At 68.7% G+C, this 16,542-nt stretch carries 15 protein-coding genes; 8 read left to right on the top strand and 7 right to left on the bottom strand.

Features of this window, described 5'->3' with window-relative positions:
- The coding region (locus tag C3E87_RS13545) for an NPCBM/NEW2 domain-containing protein (protein ID WP_076063832.1) at window positions 1–4,247 on the top strand (4,247 nt) is incomplete at its 5' end.
- Between the two features lie 349 nt (window positions 4,248–4,596).
- Here C3E87_RS13545 and C3E87_RS13540 read toward each other — a convergent pair.
- Genes C3E87_RS13540 through phoU form a run of 4 tightly spaced genes read right to left on the bottom strand, consistent with a single transcriptional unit; the run spans window position 4,597 to window position 7,719 of the window.
- Window positions 4,597–5,331, bottom strand: a complete 735-nt coding sequence (locus C3E87_RS13540; RefSeq protein ID WP_076063829.1) for an SDR family NAD(P)-dependent oxidoreductase — start codon at window positions 5,329–5,331, stop codon at window positions 4,597–4,599.
- Window positions 5,332–5,376: 45 nt separating this feature from the next.
- The gene (locus C3E87_RS13535) at window positions 5,377–6,210 is read right to left on the bottom strand and encodes a thermonuclease family protein (RefSeq protein ID WP_198928323.1); all 834 of its coding nucleotides are present in this window, start codon (window positions 6,208–6,210) and stop codon (window positions 5,377–5,379) included.
- A gap of 50 nt (window positions 6,211–6,260) precedes the next feature.
- On the bottom strand, window positions 6,261–7,010 hold the full coding sequence (locus C3E87_RS13530) for a phosphoglyceromutase (protein WP_076063827.1): 750 nt from the start codon (window positions 7,008–7,010) through the stop codon (window positions 6,261–6,263).
- Between the two features lie 43 nt (window positions 7,011–7,053).
- Window positions 7,054–7,719 carry a phosphate signaling complex protein PhoU gene (gene phoU / locus C3E87_RS13525; protein WP_076063825.1) on the bottom strand — a complete coding sequence of 222 codons (666 nt, stop codon included), beginning with the start codon at window positions 7,717–7,719 and terminating at the stop codon, window positions 7,054–7,056.
- A 206-nt stretch (window positions 7,720–7,925) separates the two neighbouring features.
- Between phoU and C3E87_RS13520 the strand changes: the two genes are divergently transcribed.
- Together C3E87_RS13520 and C3E87_RS13515 are read left to right on the top strand one after the other, a co-directional pair.
- Window positions 7,926–9,101 (top strand): cell wall metabolism sensor histidine kinase WalK, encoded by a 1,176-nt coding sequence (locus tag C3E87_RS13520; protein WP_143571054.1) that lies wholly within the window; start codon window positions 7,926–7,928, stop codon window positions 9,099–9,101.
- Window positions 9,098–9,775, top strand: a complete 678-nt coding sequence (locus C3E87_RS13515; RefSeq protein WP_076063824.1) for a response regulator transcription factor — start codon at window positions 9,098–9,100, stop codon at window positions 9,773–9,775. The genes C3E87_RS13520 and C3E87_RS13515 overlap by 4 nt, the downstream gene beginning before the upstream one ends.
- 129 nt (window positions 9,776–9,904) lie before the next feature.
- Here the strand turns inward: C3E87_RS13515 and C3E87_RS13510 are convergent, their stop codons facing one another.
- Complete coding sequence (locus C3E87_RS13510; protein WP_076063823.1) at window positions 9,905–10,393, bottom strand: hypothetical protein; 489 nt, start codon at window positions 10,391–10,393, stop codon at window positions 9,905–9,907.
- 160 nt (window positions 10,394–10,553) lie between these two features.
- Here C3E87_RS13510 and C3E87_RS13505 point away from each other — a divergent pair, with 160 nt between their 5' ends.
- From C3E87_RS13505 to C3E87_RS13490, 4 genes are read left to right on the top strand one after another with little or no spacing between them, the layout of a single operon-like run.
- Window positions 10,554–11,039 (top strand): CarD family transcriptional regulator, encoded by a 486-nt coding sequence (locus C3E87_RS13505; RefSeq protein ID WP_076063820.1) that lies wholly within the window; start codon window positions 10,554–10,556, stop codon window positions 11,037–11,039.
- 14 nt (window positions 11,040–11,053) lie between these two features.
- On the top strand, window positions 11,054–11,752 hold the full coding sequence (gene ispD, locus C3E87_RS13500; RefSeq protein WP_076063818.1) for a 2-C-methyl-D-erythritol 4-phosphate cytidylyltransferase: 699 nt from the start codon (window positions 11,054–11,056) through the stop codon (window positions 11,750–11,752).
- Window positions 11,752–12,213: a 2-C-methyl-D-erythritol 2,4-cyclodiphosphate synthase gene (ispF, locus tag C3E87_RS13495; RefSeq protein WP_076063816.1), complete on the top strand. Its 462-nt coding sequence runs from the start codon at window positions 11,752–11,754 to the stop codon at window positions 12,211–12,213. Before ispD ends, ispF begins: the two co-directional genes overlap by 1 nt.
- A 47-nt stretch (window positions 12,214–12,260) precedes the next feature.
- Window positions 12,261–12,830 carry a hypothetical protein gene (locus C3E87_RS13490; RefSeq protein ID WP_076063814.1) on the top strand — a complete coding sequence of 190 codons (570 nt, stop codon included), beginning with the start codon at window positions 12,261–12,263 and terminating at the stop codon, window positions 12,828–12,830.
- Between the two features lie 92 nt (window positions 12,831–12,922).
- On the opposite strand, the gene C3E87_RS13485 is transcribed toward C3E87_RS13490, so the two are convergent.
- A complete protein-coding gene (locus C3E87_RS13485; RefSeq protein WP_083665676.1) occupies window positions 12,923–14,359 on the bottom strand; it encodes a glycine hydroxymethyltransferase in 1,437 nt (478 codons plus the stop codon).
- An 87-nt stretch (window positions 14,360–14,446) separates the two neighbouring features.
- Between C3E87_RS13485 and C3E87_RS13480 the strand changes: the two genes are divergently transcribed.
- Window positions 14,447–15,595, top strand: coding sequence for a hypothetical protein (locus C3E87_RS13480; protein WP_143571053.1), 1,149 nt, complete (start codon window positions 14,447–14,449; stop codon window positions 15,593–15,595).
- Here C3E87_RS13480 and rlmB read toward each other — a convergent pair.
- Entirely contained in the window at window positions 15,570–16,532 is a 963-nt protein-coding gene (gene rlmB, locus C3E87_RS13475) for a 23S rRNA (guanosine(2251)-2'-O)-methyltransferase RlmB (RefSeq protein ID WP_076063807.1), read from the bottom strand. The two genes, C3E87_RS13480 and rlmB, sit on opposite strands and share 26 nt — an antisense overlap.
- Between the last annotated feature and the right edge of the window lie 10 nt (window positions 16,533–16,542).

The raw sequence follows: 16,542 nt of genomic DNA, 5'->3' as shown, positions 1-16,542 counted from the left end.
CCCCCGAGGTCCCGCTGACGGGCACCCCCACCACGCTCGGCAGCATCACCGCCGTCACCTCCTCAGGCAACCAGGCCACCCTCACCGCGCAGCGCGGCAAGGTGCGCATCACGTTCCTCGACGGCGACACCTTCCGCCTCGAGGCCACCCGCACCGAATTTACGGATCCTGCCAACACGCCCCAGGGCGACGCCACGCAGAGCGCCAACATCATCGTCGGGCTCTCCGAGTTCGCTGGGGCCACCGCGTCCGTGACCGACGGCGCCACCGTCGTGGTCAAGGCCGCGGGCGGTGTCAGCGTCGAGATCGAGAAGGCCACCGGCGTCATGACCGCCAAGCGCGCCGACGGCAGCGTCCTCTGGCGGGAGACCTCGCCCTTGGAGTTCCGTGCGGGCACCACGGCGCAGCGCCTCCAGGTGGACCCGGACGAGCAGTTCCTCGGCGGCGGCATGCAGAACGGCCGCTCCATCCACACCGGTTCCGTCATCAACGTGGCCCGCAACTTCGACTGGGACGACAACGGCTACCCCAACGCGGTGCCGTTCTACCTCAGCTCCGCCGGCTACGGCGTCCTGCGCAACACGTTTGCGCGCGGCACCTATGACTTCGCCAACGGCACCACCGCCCACGAGGAGCAGCGCTTCGACGCCTACTACTTCGCCGGTGACTACAGGCAGGCGCTGGACAGCTACACCCAGCTGACCGGCCGCCCCCACCTACCGCCCGTCTACGCGCTCGAGTACGGCGACGCCGACTGCTACAACCGCAGCAGCACCACCTACAACGGTGAGAAGACGCCCGGGAAGTTGACCACTCCTGACGCGCTCGAGATCGCCAAGGGCTTCGTCGAGAACGACATGCCCGGCGGGTGGATGCTCGTCAACGACGGCTACGGCTGCGAGTACGTCCAGCTTCCTGAGACCGTCCAGGCCATCGAGGACCAGACCGGCCTCAAGACCGGCCTGTGGACGCAGCGTTCGTTGACTAACCAGCCCTACGAAGTGGGCGAGGCGGGCGTGCGCCTGCGCAAGCTCGACGTCGCCTGGGTCGGCTCCGGATACCGCATGGCACTCACCGCCTGCGAGTCCGCCCACAGCGGGATCGAGGACAACTCCGACGCACGCGGCACCGCGCTCATGGTGGAGGGCTGGGCAGGCGCCCAGCGCTGCGGCATGACCTGGGCGGGTGACCATTCCGGCAACCTCGACGCGGTGCGCTGGCAGGTCTCCGCCCTCACCGGCTCCGGCAACTCCGGCCAGCCGTTCGCCACCGGCGACGTCGACGGCATCTTCGGCGGCTCCCCCGAGAGCTACGTGCGTGACCTCCAGTGGAAGGCGTTCGCGCCCGCGCTGTACTCGATGTCGGGCTGGGCCGCCACGGACAAGCGGCCGTGGCTGTACGGCGACGAGGCCACCGAGATCAACCGCTCCTACCTCCAACTGCGCCAGCGGCTGATGCCCTACATCTACTCGCTGTCCCAGGAGGCGCACGCCACCGGCACTCCGGTGATGCGGCACATGGCCATCGAATTCCCGGACGACCTCGGCGCCTACTCGGCCGAGGCCAACAACCAGTTCATGCTGGGCACTGACTACCTCGTGGCCCCCGTCTACACGGCCGCGCGCTCGCGCAGCGGGATCTATCTGCCGGCCGGGGAGACCTGGGTCGACTACTGGACCGGGCGCCTCTACCCGGGGGGCCAGGTGCTCAACAACCACCCCGCACCCCTGGACACGCTGCCCGTCTTCGTGCGGGCCGGCGCGCTCGTGCCGCACGGCATCGCGGCGCGCAACTCGAACCTGACGCCGGAGAACTCCGAGCTCACGGTGCAGGTCTACCCCAGCGGGTCGTCGAGCTACACGCTCTACGAGGACGACAAGGTCACCCGCGGCTACCAGGACGGCCAGCGCAGCCTGCAGACCCTCGCGGTCACCGCCCCCGAATCCGGGGCCGGCGACGTGACGGTGACCATCGGCAAGCGCGAAGGCAGCTACCTCGGGAAGGCCGAGTCGCGGCCCTACCGCGTGGTGGCCCACACCGCGGGCCGGCCGGATTCGGTCACCGTGGGCGGGTCCGTCGTCGCGGAGGCAGCCTCTGCAGCGGTGCTCGAGACGGCCACCACCGGCTGGTTCTATGACGCCGCCGCAGGCGCCGTCACCGTGAAGGCGGGCACGCTGGCGGCCACCGCCAGCACCACCGTCGTCCTGAAGGGGGCCTCCGCCGTGGGCGGCGACGCCCCGGACGCCACGATGGCGCAGCTCGCGTTCGACCTGCCGGCCGTCACGGCCCGCGGCGCGGACACGACCGTCACCGCCACCTTCACCAACACCGCGACGGTGGCCAAGACCGACGTCGCCGTGTCGCTGAATCTGCCCGACGGCTGGACCCAGGTGTCGGCGGGCACCGCCCCCGGCACGGTTGCCGGCGGCGCGTCAGCGTCGCAGACGTTCGTGGTGCGCGCCGGTGAGGGTGCCGCTCCGGGAGGCACGGAGTTGACGGCCACGGCCACGTACCGTGACTCGGCGGGCAACCAGAACTCCGCCGTCGCATCGGGGGAGACCGAGGTGACCTACGCCTCCCTGGCGGACGCCTTCAACCACGTGTCGATCACCACACTGGCCAACGCCGCCGAGGGCAACTTCGACGGCGGGGGCGCGTCGTTCTCCGCGGAACAGCTCGTCGGCCTGGGCATCACGCCCGGCTCGGAGGTGACCGTGTCGACGGGGGACATCCCCGTGACCTACGACTGGGCACCCGTGCCCGACGAGCCCAACTCGGTTGTCATGGGTGGTCAGACCATCACCCTGAACGGCCGCGGCACGCACCTCGCCATCCTGGCGTCGGCGGCCACCGGCCAGGGAGTGACCGGCGAGTTCCGGATCAACTACACCGACGGCAGCAGCTCCACCGGCAGCGCCGGGTTCCCGAACTGGCTGTACCAATCGAGCCACGGGACGCTCGGCTCCACGGTGGGCATCGTGACCAAGGGCCGCAACAACGCCGGCGGCGCTTACGAATACGGCGACTACAGCTATCAGATCTACCAGAACTTCGTGCCGGTCAACCCGGCGAAGACGGTCCAGTCTGTGACGCTTCCGCCGGCGTCGACGTTGAAGATGTTCGCCTGGGAGTTGGTGTCCACGGCCCTGCCTGACGCGCCGACCGAGACGGTGTTCGCCTCCGATTGGGAATGGGTCACCGCCACCAACGGCTACGGGACGATCGGCCGCGACATGGTCAACCTGGATCCCGGCCAGACCACGTCCGGCCCCCTGACGAGTGCCTACCTCGATTCGGAGGGTGCGAGCGTGGTCTACGAGAAGGGCCTCGGCGTGCACGCCGACGGCTCGATCCTCTACTACCTGGGCGGGGAGTGCACGCGCTTCACCGCCGAGGTCGGCCATGAGGAGGGCTACTACGGTCCCGTTGTGTTCACCGTCAATTCGGACGGCGAGGAGGTGTTCAGCTCCCGCAGCTTCGTGGAGGCGCTCACCGAGCCCGACGTCGTGGACGTGGACGTGACGGGTGTGGACTTCATCGAACTGGGCATCAAGGGCGTCACCGGCATCGGCGCCGCCCACGGCATCTGGGGCGACGCGAAGTTCACGTGCGGAGAGGTGACGCAGTCGCCGAGCCCGTCGCCGTCGCCGAGCCCGTCGCCGTCGCCGAGCCCGTCGCCGTCGCCTTCGGTGCAGCCGTCCGCATCGCCGTCGGCCAGCCCATCGGTGACCCCGTCGGTGAAGCCCTCGGTGAAGCCGTCGGTGAAGCCGACGGTCACGCCGGCCTCGGACAAGTACGTCCCGACGGTGCCCTACACCCTGCCGGGCAAGCATGAGTTCAATGGTCGTCAGTGGTTCACGGAATGTGAGTCCTACTCGCAGACGGAGCGGTGCCGCACCGAGATCTGGGCGACCGTGGTCAAGGTAGAGAACGGCACGTTCGTCCGCGAGTCGGGGTGGGCGTTCAACAACCTGACCTACCTGCCCTACATGACCCGGCAGGCCTGGAAGGGCAACCCGCTCGGTGACCTGGGCTCCACCACGAACGGCGTGTTCACGTCGGCCGGTCGGCGGTGGAAGACCGAATGCGACACCGCCGCCACCGGTCGGGGCGCGTGCCGCTCCTACACCTGGACGACGGTGTACGCGGCCACGGCGAAGCCTGCGGGTGGCTACGCCTTCTCGCAGAGCAACGAGTGGGTCTTCAACAACATCGTGATGTTCGGAGGACCCGAGAAGCGAGCCTGATCCTGACCTGGGCCGGGCTTCCCCGTCCGGCTCAGGCGGTCAGCCGAGTAGCTGAAACGGAACCCCCGGGCTCCAAGCAAACGTGCTTGGAAGCCCGGGGGTTCTTCGCGTCAGCGCGTCAGCGCGTCGGGTCTCGGCCGCTGGTGCCGACCGTGGGCGAAGGCAGCCAACGCGTCAGGTGGGTGGTTCCCAGCGTCGTCCGGCGGCTTGAGCTTCGCTCCACTGCTGGGTTTGTGCCCGAGGACGGCGCCACATCCAGCACTGAAATCGGGCGGCCGTGTTCAATGCTGGCTTTGAGGCCAAGTACGGCGCCAAATCCAGCACTGGGCCTGAAACTTGAACGAACCGCTCAGGCGGTGCGGTGCACCTTGTGCGACGCGGCCTGGGCCCGCGGGCGGATCGCCAGGCGGTCAATGTTCACGTGCGACGGCCTGGTGGCCATGAACACGATCACGTCCGCCACATCGTCGGCCGTCAACGGCTCCTCGACGCCGGCGTACACCTTATCCGCCCGCTCACGGTCGCCGTCGAAGCGGGTGAGCGCGAACTCCTCGGTCTGCACCATGCCGGGGGCGATCTCGGTGATTCGCACGGGCTGGTCAAACAGTTCCAGCCGCAGCGACTCGACGACGGCGCGCTCGCCGGCCTTCGCGGCGCAGTAGCCCGCGCCTCCCTCGTAGCCGGCGTCTGCAGCCAGGGACGTCACGAACACGATCACGCCTTCGGCGGCCACCAGCGCAGGCAGCAGGGCCTTGGTGACGCGGGCGGTGCCGATGGTGTTGGTCGCGATCATCGTCGCCCACCTGTCCAGGTCGGCTTCGGCGACGGGTTCCAGTCCCAGGGCGCCGCCCGCGTTGTTGACCAGCACGTCGAGCCGGTCGCCAACGGCCGCAGCGAGGCGGGTCACGTCGTCGTCGGAGGTGATGTCGCACACCACGGCGGCACCGCCGATCTCCTGGGCCAGCGCGACGATGCGGTCTTCACGGCGTGCGGCGCAGATGACGCGGTAGCCCGCGGCGGCGAGTTGGCGGGCGGTGGCGGCTCCGATGCCCGAGCTGGCACCGGTGACGAGGGCAGTCTTCATGCCTGTCACTGTATTCCCAGTGGCGGGGGAGGTACGACGAGGGGGTCAGCGTTTCGCGGCGCGCCAACCGGCGGCCTCAGCGTCTTCGGGGGTGCAGAACCAGCGCTCGCCGTAGGACTCGTCGATCTTCGTCTCGTCGTAGTGCTGTTGCCCCGGCTGGTGGTAGATGTGTTCGCCCTCGCGGTTGATGTTGCCCTTGATCAGGCAGTCCTGCGAGGAGACGCCCACGGGCGGCTGCCCCGGCGCGACGGGGGTGTCGACGGGGGGTCGCCCTGCGTCGCAGGTCTCACCCCACACCCCGAGGCCCTGTTCTTGGGCGCCGGCCTGAGCGGCCAGGTGGTCGGCGACGTAGGCGTACGGGTCGGCATAGGTGTACTCGCGGCCCAGGCCGCGGGCGATGATCTCTTCGGCGACATTGGCGCCCTCGGCGGTGAAGACGTGCCGCAGCAACCGGTCGTAGCGGTCGGTGTCGCCCTGGGTGGGATCGAATTCGATGCGCACATCGCGCGACTGCACCAGCGACTGCATGGCGCTGGCCGCCTCCTGGTAGCCGCAGTCGCCGCGTTCCGGGGTGTCGATCCCGATGACGCGGATGCGGGTCCGCTCGCCGTCGATCAGCACGTCGATAGTGTCGCCGTCGATGACGCCCGCCACCGGCACGAGGTCCCCGACGACGGCGGCCGCCGCAGGCCCGTCCGTCGGGCTGGCGCTGATGGTGTCGGGCTCCGGGGCCTCCGCTTCCTCAGTGACCGCTGGGGTGCCGGGCTGGGACGCGGGGGGCGTCGTCACCTCCGCCGTCGTCACCTGCGCGGTCTCCACTTCCGGCGACTCGATGGGCGGGCCGGGGAAGCAGCCGCTCAGCAGAAGCAGGCAGAGCAATGCAGGCCCCACGAACACGTGGGGCCTGCGAGTGGAATGCGGAGTGGTGATTACTTCTTGCCCTGGTTCTTGACGGCCTCGATGGACGCCTTGGCGGCCTCGGGGTCGAGGTAGCGGCCCCCGGGGGTGACAGGCTTGAAGTCCTCGTCCAGTTCGTAGTAGAGCGGGATACCGGTGGGGATGTTCAGGCCGGCGATGTCCTCGTCGGAGATGCCGTCGAGGTGCTTGACCAGCGCGCGCAGCGAGTTGCCGTGCGCGGTGATCAGCACCGTCTTGCCCTCGGCCAGGTCAGGCACGATGTGCGCTTCCCAGTAGGGCAGCAGGCGGGCCACGACGTCCTTGAGGCACTCGGTGCGGGGACGGTCAGCCTCCGGGATGTCCGAGTAGCGCGCGTCGTGGTGCTGGCTGAACTCGTCGTCGACGTCGATGGGCGGCGGAGGCGTGTCGTAGCTGCGGCGCCACAGCATGAACTGCTCCTCGCCGTACTGCTGCAGCGTCTGCGCCTTGTCCTTGCCCTGCAGGGCGCCGTAGTGGCGCTCGTTCAGGCGCCAGTTGCGCTTGACCGGGATCCAGTGGCGGTCGCAACCATCCAGCGCCAGGTAGGCGGTGTGGATGGCGCGGCGCAACAGGGAGGTGTGCAGAATATCCGGGAGGAGCCCCTCCTGCTTGAGCAGTTCGGCGGCCTTCTTGCCCTCCGCAATGCCCTTTTCATTGATGTCGACGTCCACCCAACCGGTGAACAGGTTCTTCGCGTTCCATTCGCTCTCGCCGTGACGGAGCAGGATCAGCTTCGCAGTCATGCGCCCAACATTAGCGGCGACACCCCTGGCCTGCTCAGCCGGGTCAGGCGTTGGGCCACTCTTCACCCTCGGGGATCTCCCCGGTGATGATGTAGATCACGCGGCGACCCACGGCGACGGCGTGGTCCGAGAAGCGCTCGAAGTAGCGGCCCAGCAATGCAACGTCCACGGCACCCTCGACGCTGATCTCCGAGCCCTCCTTGAAGATCTCGGTGAAGTGGTCGCGACGCAGGTCGTCCATGCGGGAGTCGATGGTGGCCAGCGACTTGGCGCCCTTGGCGTCGCGCTCCGCCAGCGACAGGCGGGCCACGTCGATGACCTCTTCGGCGATCTTCGCCATCTCGCGGAAGTTCGGCTCGAAGCGCTCCGGGACGGCGTGGGCCGGGTAACGCAGGCGGGCGATCTTGGCGATGTGCGCGGCGAGATCCCCCATGCGGGCGAGTTCGAACACGACGCGGATGGCCGACACGATGGTGCGAAGCTCGCCGGCGACGGGCGCCTGGAGCGCGAGCAGGCTCAGGCACTGGAACTCGAGCTCCTCGTGCATCTTGTCCAGCTGTGCGTCATTGGTGATGACGGCTTCCGCGCGGCCCAGGTCTGCCGTGAGCAGCGCCTCGGAACTCTCGATGATGGCGACCTCGACGAGATCTGCCATATGAACGAGGCTGTCCAGGACGGAATCAAGTTCCTCATGGTAGCTGGTACGCATTCTGCGGTACTCCTTTGTCACGGTTGCCCCGAGTCTAGCTGGACACCTTTCCTGACCGAGGTTAGGACGTCTACCTAGCTGGACGTGTCATCTCGGTGAATGAACGATGAACGGCAGGTGAAGGATTGGTTCCGCATCCCGGACCGGTGCGTTCAGGGTTGTCTGATGACTTAGCCAACCGCGCTCGGCACCATATGATGTGGCACATGCATCCCGCCGTCGCAGGCCTCATTGGGGCCTTCCTGGCCCTCGTGGTGGTGACGTTCGTCCTGCTGATCCGGCGGGGCCTTGCGCGTCGCCGGCTGCTGGAGGCCCAGGGTCGCGTCGAGGCCAGCGAGGAGCTGCGCATCTCGATGGACCTGCTCCACTCCGGCGCCATGCTGGTGGGGCCCCACGACGAGATCCTGCATGTCAACGAGCCGGGCATCGTGCTCAACCTCGCGCGGGGGAGCCGCGTGGGGTTCGCCGCCCTGCTGGAGAAGATCCGGGAGGTCCGCGCCAGCGGCAACCTGTACCGCGGCCCCATCCGGCGGGAGATGCACCCCGGCGCCGAGGCCCTCGAACTGGCGGCCCGGGTCGCGCCCATGGGCGACGACCTGGTGCTCGTGATCGCCGACGACGAGTCGACGCAGCGCCGCGTCGAGGCCGTGCGCCGCGACTTCGTGGCCAACATCTCGCACGAACTGAAGACCCCCATCGGTGCGCTCAGCGTGCTGGCGGAGGCCGTGGAAGCGGCCAGCGACGACCCCGACGCCGTGCAGCGGTTCGCCGGTCGCCTGCAGCATGAGTCGTCGCGGCTGGCGCAGTTGGTCAATCAGATCATCGACCTGTCACGCCTCCAGTCGGAAGACCCCATGCTCAGCCGCGAGATCGTCGACGTGCACGAGGTGGTCACGGAGGCGGTGAGCCGCTCCCGTGCCCGCGCGGAGAAGCGCGGGGTCAGCCTCATCGTCGCGCGCACGGCGCACACCTACGTCATCGGTGACAGGTGGCAGCTGGCGGACGCCGTTAGCAACCTGGTGCAGAACGCCATCAACTACTCCCACGAGCAGGCCCGGGTGACGCTGAGCATCCTGCAGGTCACCGCGGAGGGGGACCGGTTCGTCGACATCAAGGTCTCCGACAACGGCATCGGCATCAGCGCGGAGGAGCAGGAGCGTATCTTCGAGCGCTTCTACCGCGTGGACTACGGCCGGTCGCGGGACGCTGGCGGCACCGGGCTGGGCCTCAGTATCGTTCGCCATATCGCCCTGGCCCACGGGGGATCCATCCGCGTGTGGTCCAGGCTCGGGCAGGGATCCACCTTCACCTTGAGACTTCCGGCCTATCTCGGGCCTGATCCACTAGACACCGCCCTGGCGGAGGAGGAATTTGCGCTGTGACCCGCATCCTGATCATCGAGGACGAGGACTCGTACCGCGACGCCACCAGCTTCATGCTCAGCAAGGAAGGCTTCGATGTCGCGACTGCGGCCGATGGCGCGGAGGGACTGGCTGAGTACGACAAGAACGGGGCCGACCTCGTGCTGCTCGACCTCATGATGCCGGGCATCCCGGGCGTCGAGGTCTGCCGTCAGCTGCGGGCCCGCGGTAACGTCGGGATCGTCATGGTCACGGCCCGCGACTCCGAGGTGGACAAGGTGGTGGGCCTCGAACTGGGTGCCGACGACTACGTCACCAAGCCGTTCAGCCACCGCGAGCTGGTGGCCCGTATCCGGGCGGTGCTGCGCCGCGGCATGGACCAGGTGCTGCTGCCGGAGGTGGTGGAGGTGGAGGGCGTCCGCATCGACGTCGAGCGCCACCAGGTCACCGTCGACGGCGAGGACGTGCGGTTCGCGTTGCGTGAGTTCGAGCTCCTCGAACTGCTGGTGCGCAACGCGGGCCGGGTGATGACCCGCGGCCAGCTGATCGACCGGATCTGGGGCAGCGACTACGTCGGCGACACCAAGACCCTCGACGTGCACATCAAGCGGTTGCGTTCGAAGATCGAGAAGGACCCGTCCGAGCCGCGGCGTCTGATCACCGTGCGCGGGTTGGGCTACAAGTACGAGGGCTGACGCGGGTGCTGGGTTTGTAGCCGCCAGTGGACCCCCGTCCAGCACCGCACACCCAGAGGCGCTCGCTCACTGCTGACTTTGATGCCAAGTACGGCATCAAATCCAGCAGTACCGCGGTCCGAGGGGAGGTCAGCCGGCGTTGGAGTACGCCTCGGAGAAGTCCTCGTGCTCGGAGCTCATGACCGGCGTGTGGACCTTCAGGCTGGTGCCGCCGTCGAAGGTGACCGTGACCTCTGCCAACCGACCCAGTTCCAGATCCGGGTTGGAGAAGGACGTCTCCGAACCATCGAGGTAGACGGAGTTGCCACGGGGGATCGACGCGGTGAAACCGATGTCGACAGGCTCGCCGTACTGCTCGAAGCCCTCCTCGGCGGCCACCGTGATGCCGGTCACCTCCGCGGCCTCGTCGCGGGAGTGGATGCCGCCGAGCAGCACCGCCTCACCCGCGTCGTCCGCCACGATGACGATGTTGCGGATCTTGTAGCCGTTGTCCTCGGCCTGCACGCCTGCGGCCGGCGGGGAATCCGGGACCCAGCCAGCGCGGGTGCAGGCGCTCATCGAAAAGGCGAGTGCTGCGGCGACGGTGATGGCCGCGAAACGGCGCACGGGCTTGGTCATGGGTCCTCCGGTCAGGGGCATGCGTGAGCACATAGTAACCAGTTCTCCGCACCAGGTGCGACACTCTCGCCGTGTTCGCGGACCCCCGCCGTTACGGGCAGGCGCCCCGGGTGTATAGGGAGCCTGCTAGAATTGCCTGTGGAAAGGTGGTCTTCAAGATATGACTTTTTCGATCGGTGAGACGGTCGTCTACCCAAACCATGGAACGGCTGTCATCGAGGACATCGAAAACCGGACGATCAAGGGCGAGGACAAACTGTTCCTCGTTCTTCGTGTGCTCGGCCAAAACGATCTCGTGATTCGTGTCCCGTCCGACAACCTCGATCTCGTCGGCGTGCGCGACGTGGTCGATCAGGAAGGCCTTGAGCGGGTGTTCGATGTGCTCCGCGCAGAACACACCGAGGAACCGGCCAACTGGTCGCGTCGCTTCAAGGCGAACATGGAGAAGCTGCACTCCGGCAACGTGATCAAGGTGTCTGAGGTCGTCCGCGACCTGTGGCGTCGTGACCGCGACAAGGGGCTCTCCGCAGGCGAGAAGAGGATGCTGGCGAAGGCCCGCTCCATCCTGCTCGCTGAGCTCGCGCTCGCAGAAGATTGTGATGAGGAGAAGGCCGAGACGCTTCTCGACGAAGTGCTCGCTTCCTGATTCAGACAACCTTCGTGTCAAACACTCAAGTACCGGTCGTCGCCGTTGTGGTGGCGGCCGGTAGTGGTTCCCGGCTGGGTGCGCCCGTGCCGAAGGCCCTCGTTGAACTCGAGGGTGTCTCCCTCGCGCGCCGCGCCGTGGATGCGTTGATCGACGGTGGGGTCACCGCCGTCGTCGTCACCATCCCGGCCGGCTTCGAAGCGGAGTTCGACCAGCAGCTCGACGGCGTGCCCGTCCCGGTGCGCTGCGTGCCGGGGGGCGCTTCGCGGCAGGAGTCGGTGGCCCACGGCCTCGCCGCCCTGGAAGCGCCCGCTGACGCCGTCGTCCTGGTGCACGATGCGGCCCGCGCGCTGGTGCCGCCCGCTGTTGTGCGGTCCGTGGCAGACGCCGTGGCCGGCGGCGCCGAGGCGGTCATCCCGGTGGTGCCCGTCGTCGATTCGGTGCGTCGCGTGGACGAGGACACCTCTGTCGTCGTGAACCGGGCCAGGCTCCGCGCCGTCCAGACTCCCCAGGGTGCGCGCCTGGGCGCCCTGCGTCACGCGCACGCCGCCGTCGCCGCCGAGGGCGTTGAAGTGACGGACGACGCGACGGTGTGCGAGTTCGCCGGCATGCACGTCTCCCTCGTGGCGGGCCACCGCGACGCGCTCAAGATCACCGAACCCACAGACCTCATCGTGGCCGCGGCCATTCTGCAGAACCGGAAGGACCACTGATGCGCGTCGGCATTGGTACTGATGTGCATCGGCTCGAGGAGGGGGTGCCGCTGTGGGTGGGCGGCCTCCACTTCCCGGATGAGCCGGCCGGGCTGGCCGGGCACTCCGACGGTGACGTCGCCGCGCACGCCGCGTGTGATGCGCTGTTCGGCGCCGCAGGGCTGGGCGACATGGGCTCCAATTTCGGCACGTCCGAGCCGGAGTGGGCCGGGGCCAGCGGTGTCGCCTTCCTGGCGGAGACCGCACGCAGGGTGCGCGCAGCAGGGTTCGAGATCGGCAACGTCTCCGTACAGATCATCGGCAACCGGCCCCGTTTCGCCGCTCGGCGCGCCGAGTCCCAAGCCGTGCTGACGGAGGCGCTGGGTGCCGCTGTGACCGTGACCGCCACCACCACCGACGGGTTGGGGCTGACGGGTCGCGGCGAAGGGGTCGCGGCCGTCGCGGTGGCCCTCCTCGCGTGAGCCCCGCGATAGGTAATCTTGCCGACGGTCCGACGAAGGAGAAGGCAATGACGTATGCAGGCAGACGCCTCGCGCTGACGGTGAGCGCGCTGGTGATGGTGGGGCTGGGTGCGGCCTGCACCGGCGCCGGGAGCGTCACCCCCACCGAGACCCCGGCGTCCACGCCGGCTGTCGCCACCTCGGAGCCCGCGCCACAGACCTCTGACGCTCCCGCGGCGTCGCCCACCGCGTCGGATTCCGTCGAGGACGTCCCGGACGACCTCTTCGAGGAACTCCCCATCGACAAGGCGCTCCTCCCCGTGGAGATCGGCGAGTTCGTCCTCGACACGGAACTCTCCTTCGACCAGGCCATCTACAGCCGGGGCGCCTTGGCCGAGGACACCTTCGAGAGCGTCACGGTCAACGCCACGGCCCCGCACCAGAATGCGGCGGATTACGCGTCGATCATGGAGGACGTCAAGGAGTTGGAGGCGGGCAAGGCCTACTGCGGCGTGCAGTCCGGTATGTCGGCCTGCGTCTTCGACAGCGCCAACCACGGCACCGTCCACGTCACCAGCCTGGACGCCGCGCCGGCAGACCTCGAGCCCATCATGGAGGCGGTCCGCCCCCTCCTCTGAGGAAAGGGCACAGTGAACTCCCGAAACGGAAGAGGGGCCGCGATGCTGCTGCATCGCGGCCCCTCTCTCTGTTCAGGTCAGGGACTGAAGAATCAGATCTCGAAGCCCGGGTAGAGCGGGTGCAGGTTGAGCAGCCGCTCGGCTTCGGCGAGCGAGTTGTCGCGCGCCGCGTCGTCGAGTGCGTACTTCGCCTTGCTGGCAGCACCGGCCGAGGTGGTCGTCGGCTTGGTGGCCTTCAGCACGCCCGTGATCATGTCGGCGACGGCGTCCATGTCCGAGGCGGTGAAGCCGCGCGAGGTGAGGGCCGGGGTGCCGAGGCGCACGCCCGAGGTGTACCAGGCGCCGTTCGGGTCGTTGGGCACAGAGTTGCGGTTGGTGACGATGCCCGCGTCGAGCAGCGCGGCCTCGCCCTGGCGGCCGGTGAGGCCGAAGGCGGTGGTGTCGAGCAGCACGATGTGGTTGTCCGTGCCGTCCGTGACCAGCTTGCCGCCGCGCTTCATGAGGCCTTCGGCCAGCGCCTTGGCGTTGTCCGCCACGGCCTGCGCGTAGGTCTGGAATTCAGCGGTGCGGGCCTCGGCGAGCGCCACGGCCTTCGCGGCCATGACGTGCGACAGCGGGCCGCCGAGCACCAGCGGGCAGCCACGGTCCACCGACGGGGCGTACTCCGCCGTCGCCAGCACCATGCCGCCGCGCGGGCCGCGCAGCGACTTGTGCGTGGTGGTGGTCACGACGTCGGCGTAGGGGACCGGGTCCTCCTCGCCGGTGAACACCTTGCCGGCCACCAGGCCGGCGAAGTGGGCCATGTCGACCATGAGGACGGCGCCCACCTCGTCGGCGATGTCGCGCATCTTCGCGAAGTTGATGCGACGCGGGTAGGCGGAGTAACCGGCCACGAGCACGAGCGGCTTGAACTCCTTGGCCTGCGCGCGCAGGGCCTCGTAGTCGAGCAGGCCGGTCTTGGCGTCGGTGCCGTAGGAACGCTGGTGGAACATCTTGCCGGACACGTTCGGGCGGAAGCCGTGGGTGAGGTGGCCGCCGGCGTCGAGCGACATGCCCAGCAGGCGCTGGTCGCCGAAGCGGCGGCGCAGGGTCTCCCAGTCCGCCTCGCTCAGCTCCGCGACGCCCTTCACGCCGAACTCCTCCAGCGCGGGGGACTCGATCTTGTGCGCGAGGATGGCCCAGTAGGCGGTGAGGTTGGCGTCGATGCCGGAGTGGGGCTGCACGTAGGCGTACTCGGCCCCGAAGAGCTCACGGGCGTGCTCGGCGGCGACCGATTCGACGGTGTCGACGTTCTGGCAACCGGCGTAGAAGCGGTGACCGACGGTGCCCTCTGCGTACTTGTCGCTCATCCAGGTGCCCATGGTGGCGAGCACGGGAAGGCTGGCGTAGTTCTCGGACGCGATGAGCTTCAGCGACGCGCGCTGGTCGGTGAGCTCCTGGCGCGTCGCCTGAGCGATGCGGGGCTCCACCTCCTCGATCATGCCCAACAGGGTCCGGTAGGCCGACGAGATCGATTCGAGATCGCTCACAGTTCTCCTTGGATTCAGGGGTGCGTGCTGCCCACTCTAGTGCCCGAGGTCCTGAACGGCCCATCCGTTACCCTTCACCCTGTGTCGGTGAACAGGCGTGGTGCGCTGGGGCTTTTTGCGCTGCTGGGGTTGAGCGGCTGTTCGTTCGAGCCCATCGAGTGGGTGGAGGGCACGCCGGAGGCAGTGGAGTCCGTTGATCCCACCGTCGAACTTCGGCCGGACTTCTTCATCCAGACCAGCGACAACGGCGTGAAGTCCATCGAGGAGGCCCGCACCGTGGGCCAGCGCATCTCGACGCCGCACTTCGACGCGCGGCTCGAGCAGGTGTTCCTGGGCACCGAGCTCGGCCAGCAGACCGCCATGCAGGTGCGGCGCCGCACTCCGCTGCGCGCGCCGGAGGGCCACCAGATCCTGGCGTTCACGCTGGCGGCGGGGGTCCCGTCGTTCCAACCCGACCCAGGGGCGGACCTCGCGCACCGGCTACGGGTGGGCGACGTCGCGTTCGACCTCGGGGCGCCGTTCGTGCGCCACACCATCAACGACGACGGCGAATACGACATCGACTGGACGCTCATCATGCTGTGCATCCCCGAGGGGGCGCCGGTGTTCCTCGACGTGACGGACCAGACGCGCACCGTGTCGCTCGACCTGCTCACCGGCGCCCCCGTCGAGGACGAGGCGTGGGCCGGCACCACGGGTTTCCGGGAGCGGCATCTCATCGCGGTGGAGCCGGAGCGGCAGATCTTCGTGCACAACATCGTCAGCCTGCCGGACCCGTCGCTGCAGATCGAGCAGGACGAGGCGCAGTTGGCGGTGGCGCTGGCGCCGAACCCGACAGCGAGCGTCCTGACGCCGTGGCTGCCCGGCCTCGGGTGGGCAACAGCCGGCATGCAGTGGCTCAGGCTGCGGCTCACGTTTGAACCCAGCCTCACCGACACCCGCTTCACCTACAGCTTCAGCGGCCCGGAGTCCTTCACGTTGGAGGACAGCGAGGGCGTCAACCACAAGGTGGTCGCGCCGGAGACCGTGGCGGCAGACGACATCGAGATGTCCACGACGGTGGACCTCATCTGGCAGTTGGCCGGACCGTACACCGGCGGCACCATGCGGTTCCAGCCGAAGGGAACCCTGCAGGCCCTCTACACCGGGGGAGTGACGGTCGCGGCGCAGTTCACCGCGACCCCGTCCCCGCTGCAGTTCGGGGTGCAGTTCACTGCCCGGGAACAGCCTCAGTGATGCCGGCGCGCTGCTGCGAGACCTCGTAGAGCGCGACGGACGCGGCCACGGACGCGTTGAGCGACTCCACCTCGCTGGCGATCGGGATCGACACCAACTGGTCGCAGTGGTCGCGGACCAGGCGCGCGAGCCCCTCGTCCTCGGAGCCCACCACGATCACCAGCGGCCCGTCGAGGCCGGCGGCGCCGCTGATCGGCACCTCGCCCTCGCCCGCGAGGCCGAGGATGGTGAACCCGGCCTTCGTCGCCTGCTCGAGCGTGCGGTTGAGATTGGTGGCCATCGCGATGGGCAGGCGTGCCGCGGCACCCGCGGACGTCTTCCACGCGGCGGCGGTCATCGACGCGGAACGCCGCGACGGGATGACCACCCCGACGGCGCCGAACGCCGCCGCCGAACGCACGATCGCGCCCAGGTTGCGGGGATCCGTGATGCCGTCGAGGGCCACGATGATGCCGTCCGCCTCGAATGCGTCCGCGATGAGGTCCTGCGGGTCCGCGTACTCGTAAGCCGGCAGCTGCAGGGCGACGCCCTGGTGCACCAGGCCACCGCCGGTGACCCGGTCCAGCTCTGCGCGGGTGACCTGAAGCATGGGCAGGCCACGGTCCGCGGCGAACTTGAGGATGTCGCGGAGGCGGTCGTCGCGCTCCGAGCCCTCAGCCACGAAGGCCTGCTTCACGGGCATGCCGGCGAGCAGCGCCTCATAGACGGGGTTGCGTCCCACCACCCAGTCGGCGCCCGCCGGCTTCTGGCGCGTGGTCTTCGACGGGGTGCGTCGCTGCGCGGACTGCTTGGCCTTGTACGCCTTGTGGTACGTGCGTTCCTCGGCCTTCGGCGTGGGGCCGCGGCCTTCGAGGGATCGGCGGATGCGGCCACCGGAGCCGGCGGCCTTGTTCTTGCCTTTGCTGGTCGCGCCGCGGCGCGAGGAGTTGCCTGCCATGAGCTTCTTT

The sequence above is a fragment of the Tessaracoccus sp. ZS01 genome (genome assembly GCF_022342445.1).
GTDB lineage: Bacteria > Actinomycetota > Actinomycetes > Propionibacteriales > Propionibacteriaceae > Arachnia.
This window is presented reverse-complemented; position numbering and strand designations above follow the sequence as displayed.

Excerpts from the sequence above, each read along its gene's own strand:
- C3E87_RS13540 (WP_076063829.1), bottom strand. The coding sequence starts at position 5,331 with ATGAAGACTGCCCTCGTCACCGGTGCCAGCTCGGGCATCGGAGCCGCC.
- C3E87_RS13530 (WP_076063827.1), bottom strand. The coding sequence starts at position 7,010 with ATGACTGCGAAGCTGATCCTGCTCCGTCACGGCGAGAGCGAATGGAAC.
- phoU (WP_076063825.1), bottom strand. The coding sequence starts at position 7,719 with ATGCGTACCAGCTACCATGAGGAACTTGATTCCGTCCTGGACAGCCTC.
- C3E87_RS13520 (WP_143571054.1), top strand. The coding sequence starts at position 7,926 with ATGCATCCCGCCGTCGCAGGCCTCATTGGGGCCTTCCTGGCCCTCGTG.
- C3E87_RS13510 (WP_076063823.1), bottom strand. The coding sequence starts at position 10,393 with ATGACCAAGCCCGTGCGCCGTTTCGCGGCCATCACCGTCGCCGCAGCA.
- C3E87_RS13505 (WP_076063820.1), top strand. The coding sequence starts at position 10,554 with ATGACTTTTTCGATCGGTGAGACGGTCGTCTACCCAAACCATGGAACG.
- ispF (WP_076063816.1), top strand. The coding sequence starts at position 11,752 with ATGCGCGTCGGCATTGGTACTGATGTGCATCGGCTCGAGGAGGGGGTG.
- C3E87_RS13490 (WP_076063814.1), top strand. The coding sequence starts at position 12,261 with ATGACGTATGCAGGCAGACGCCTCGCGCTGACGGTGAGCGCGCTGGTG.
- rlmB (WP_076063807.1), bottom strand. The coding sequence starts at position 16,532 with ATGGCAGGCAACTCCTCGCGCCGCGGCGCGACCAGCAAAGGCAAGAAC.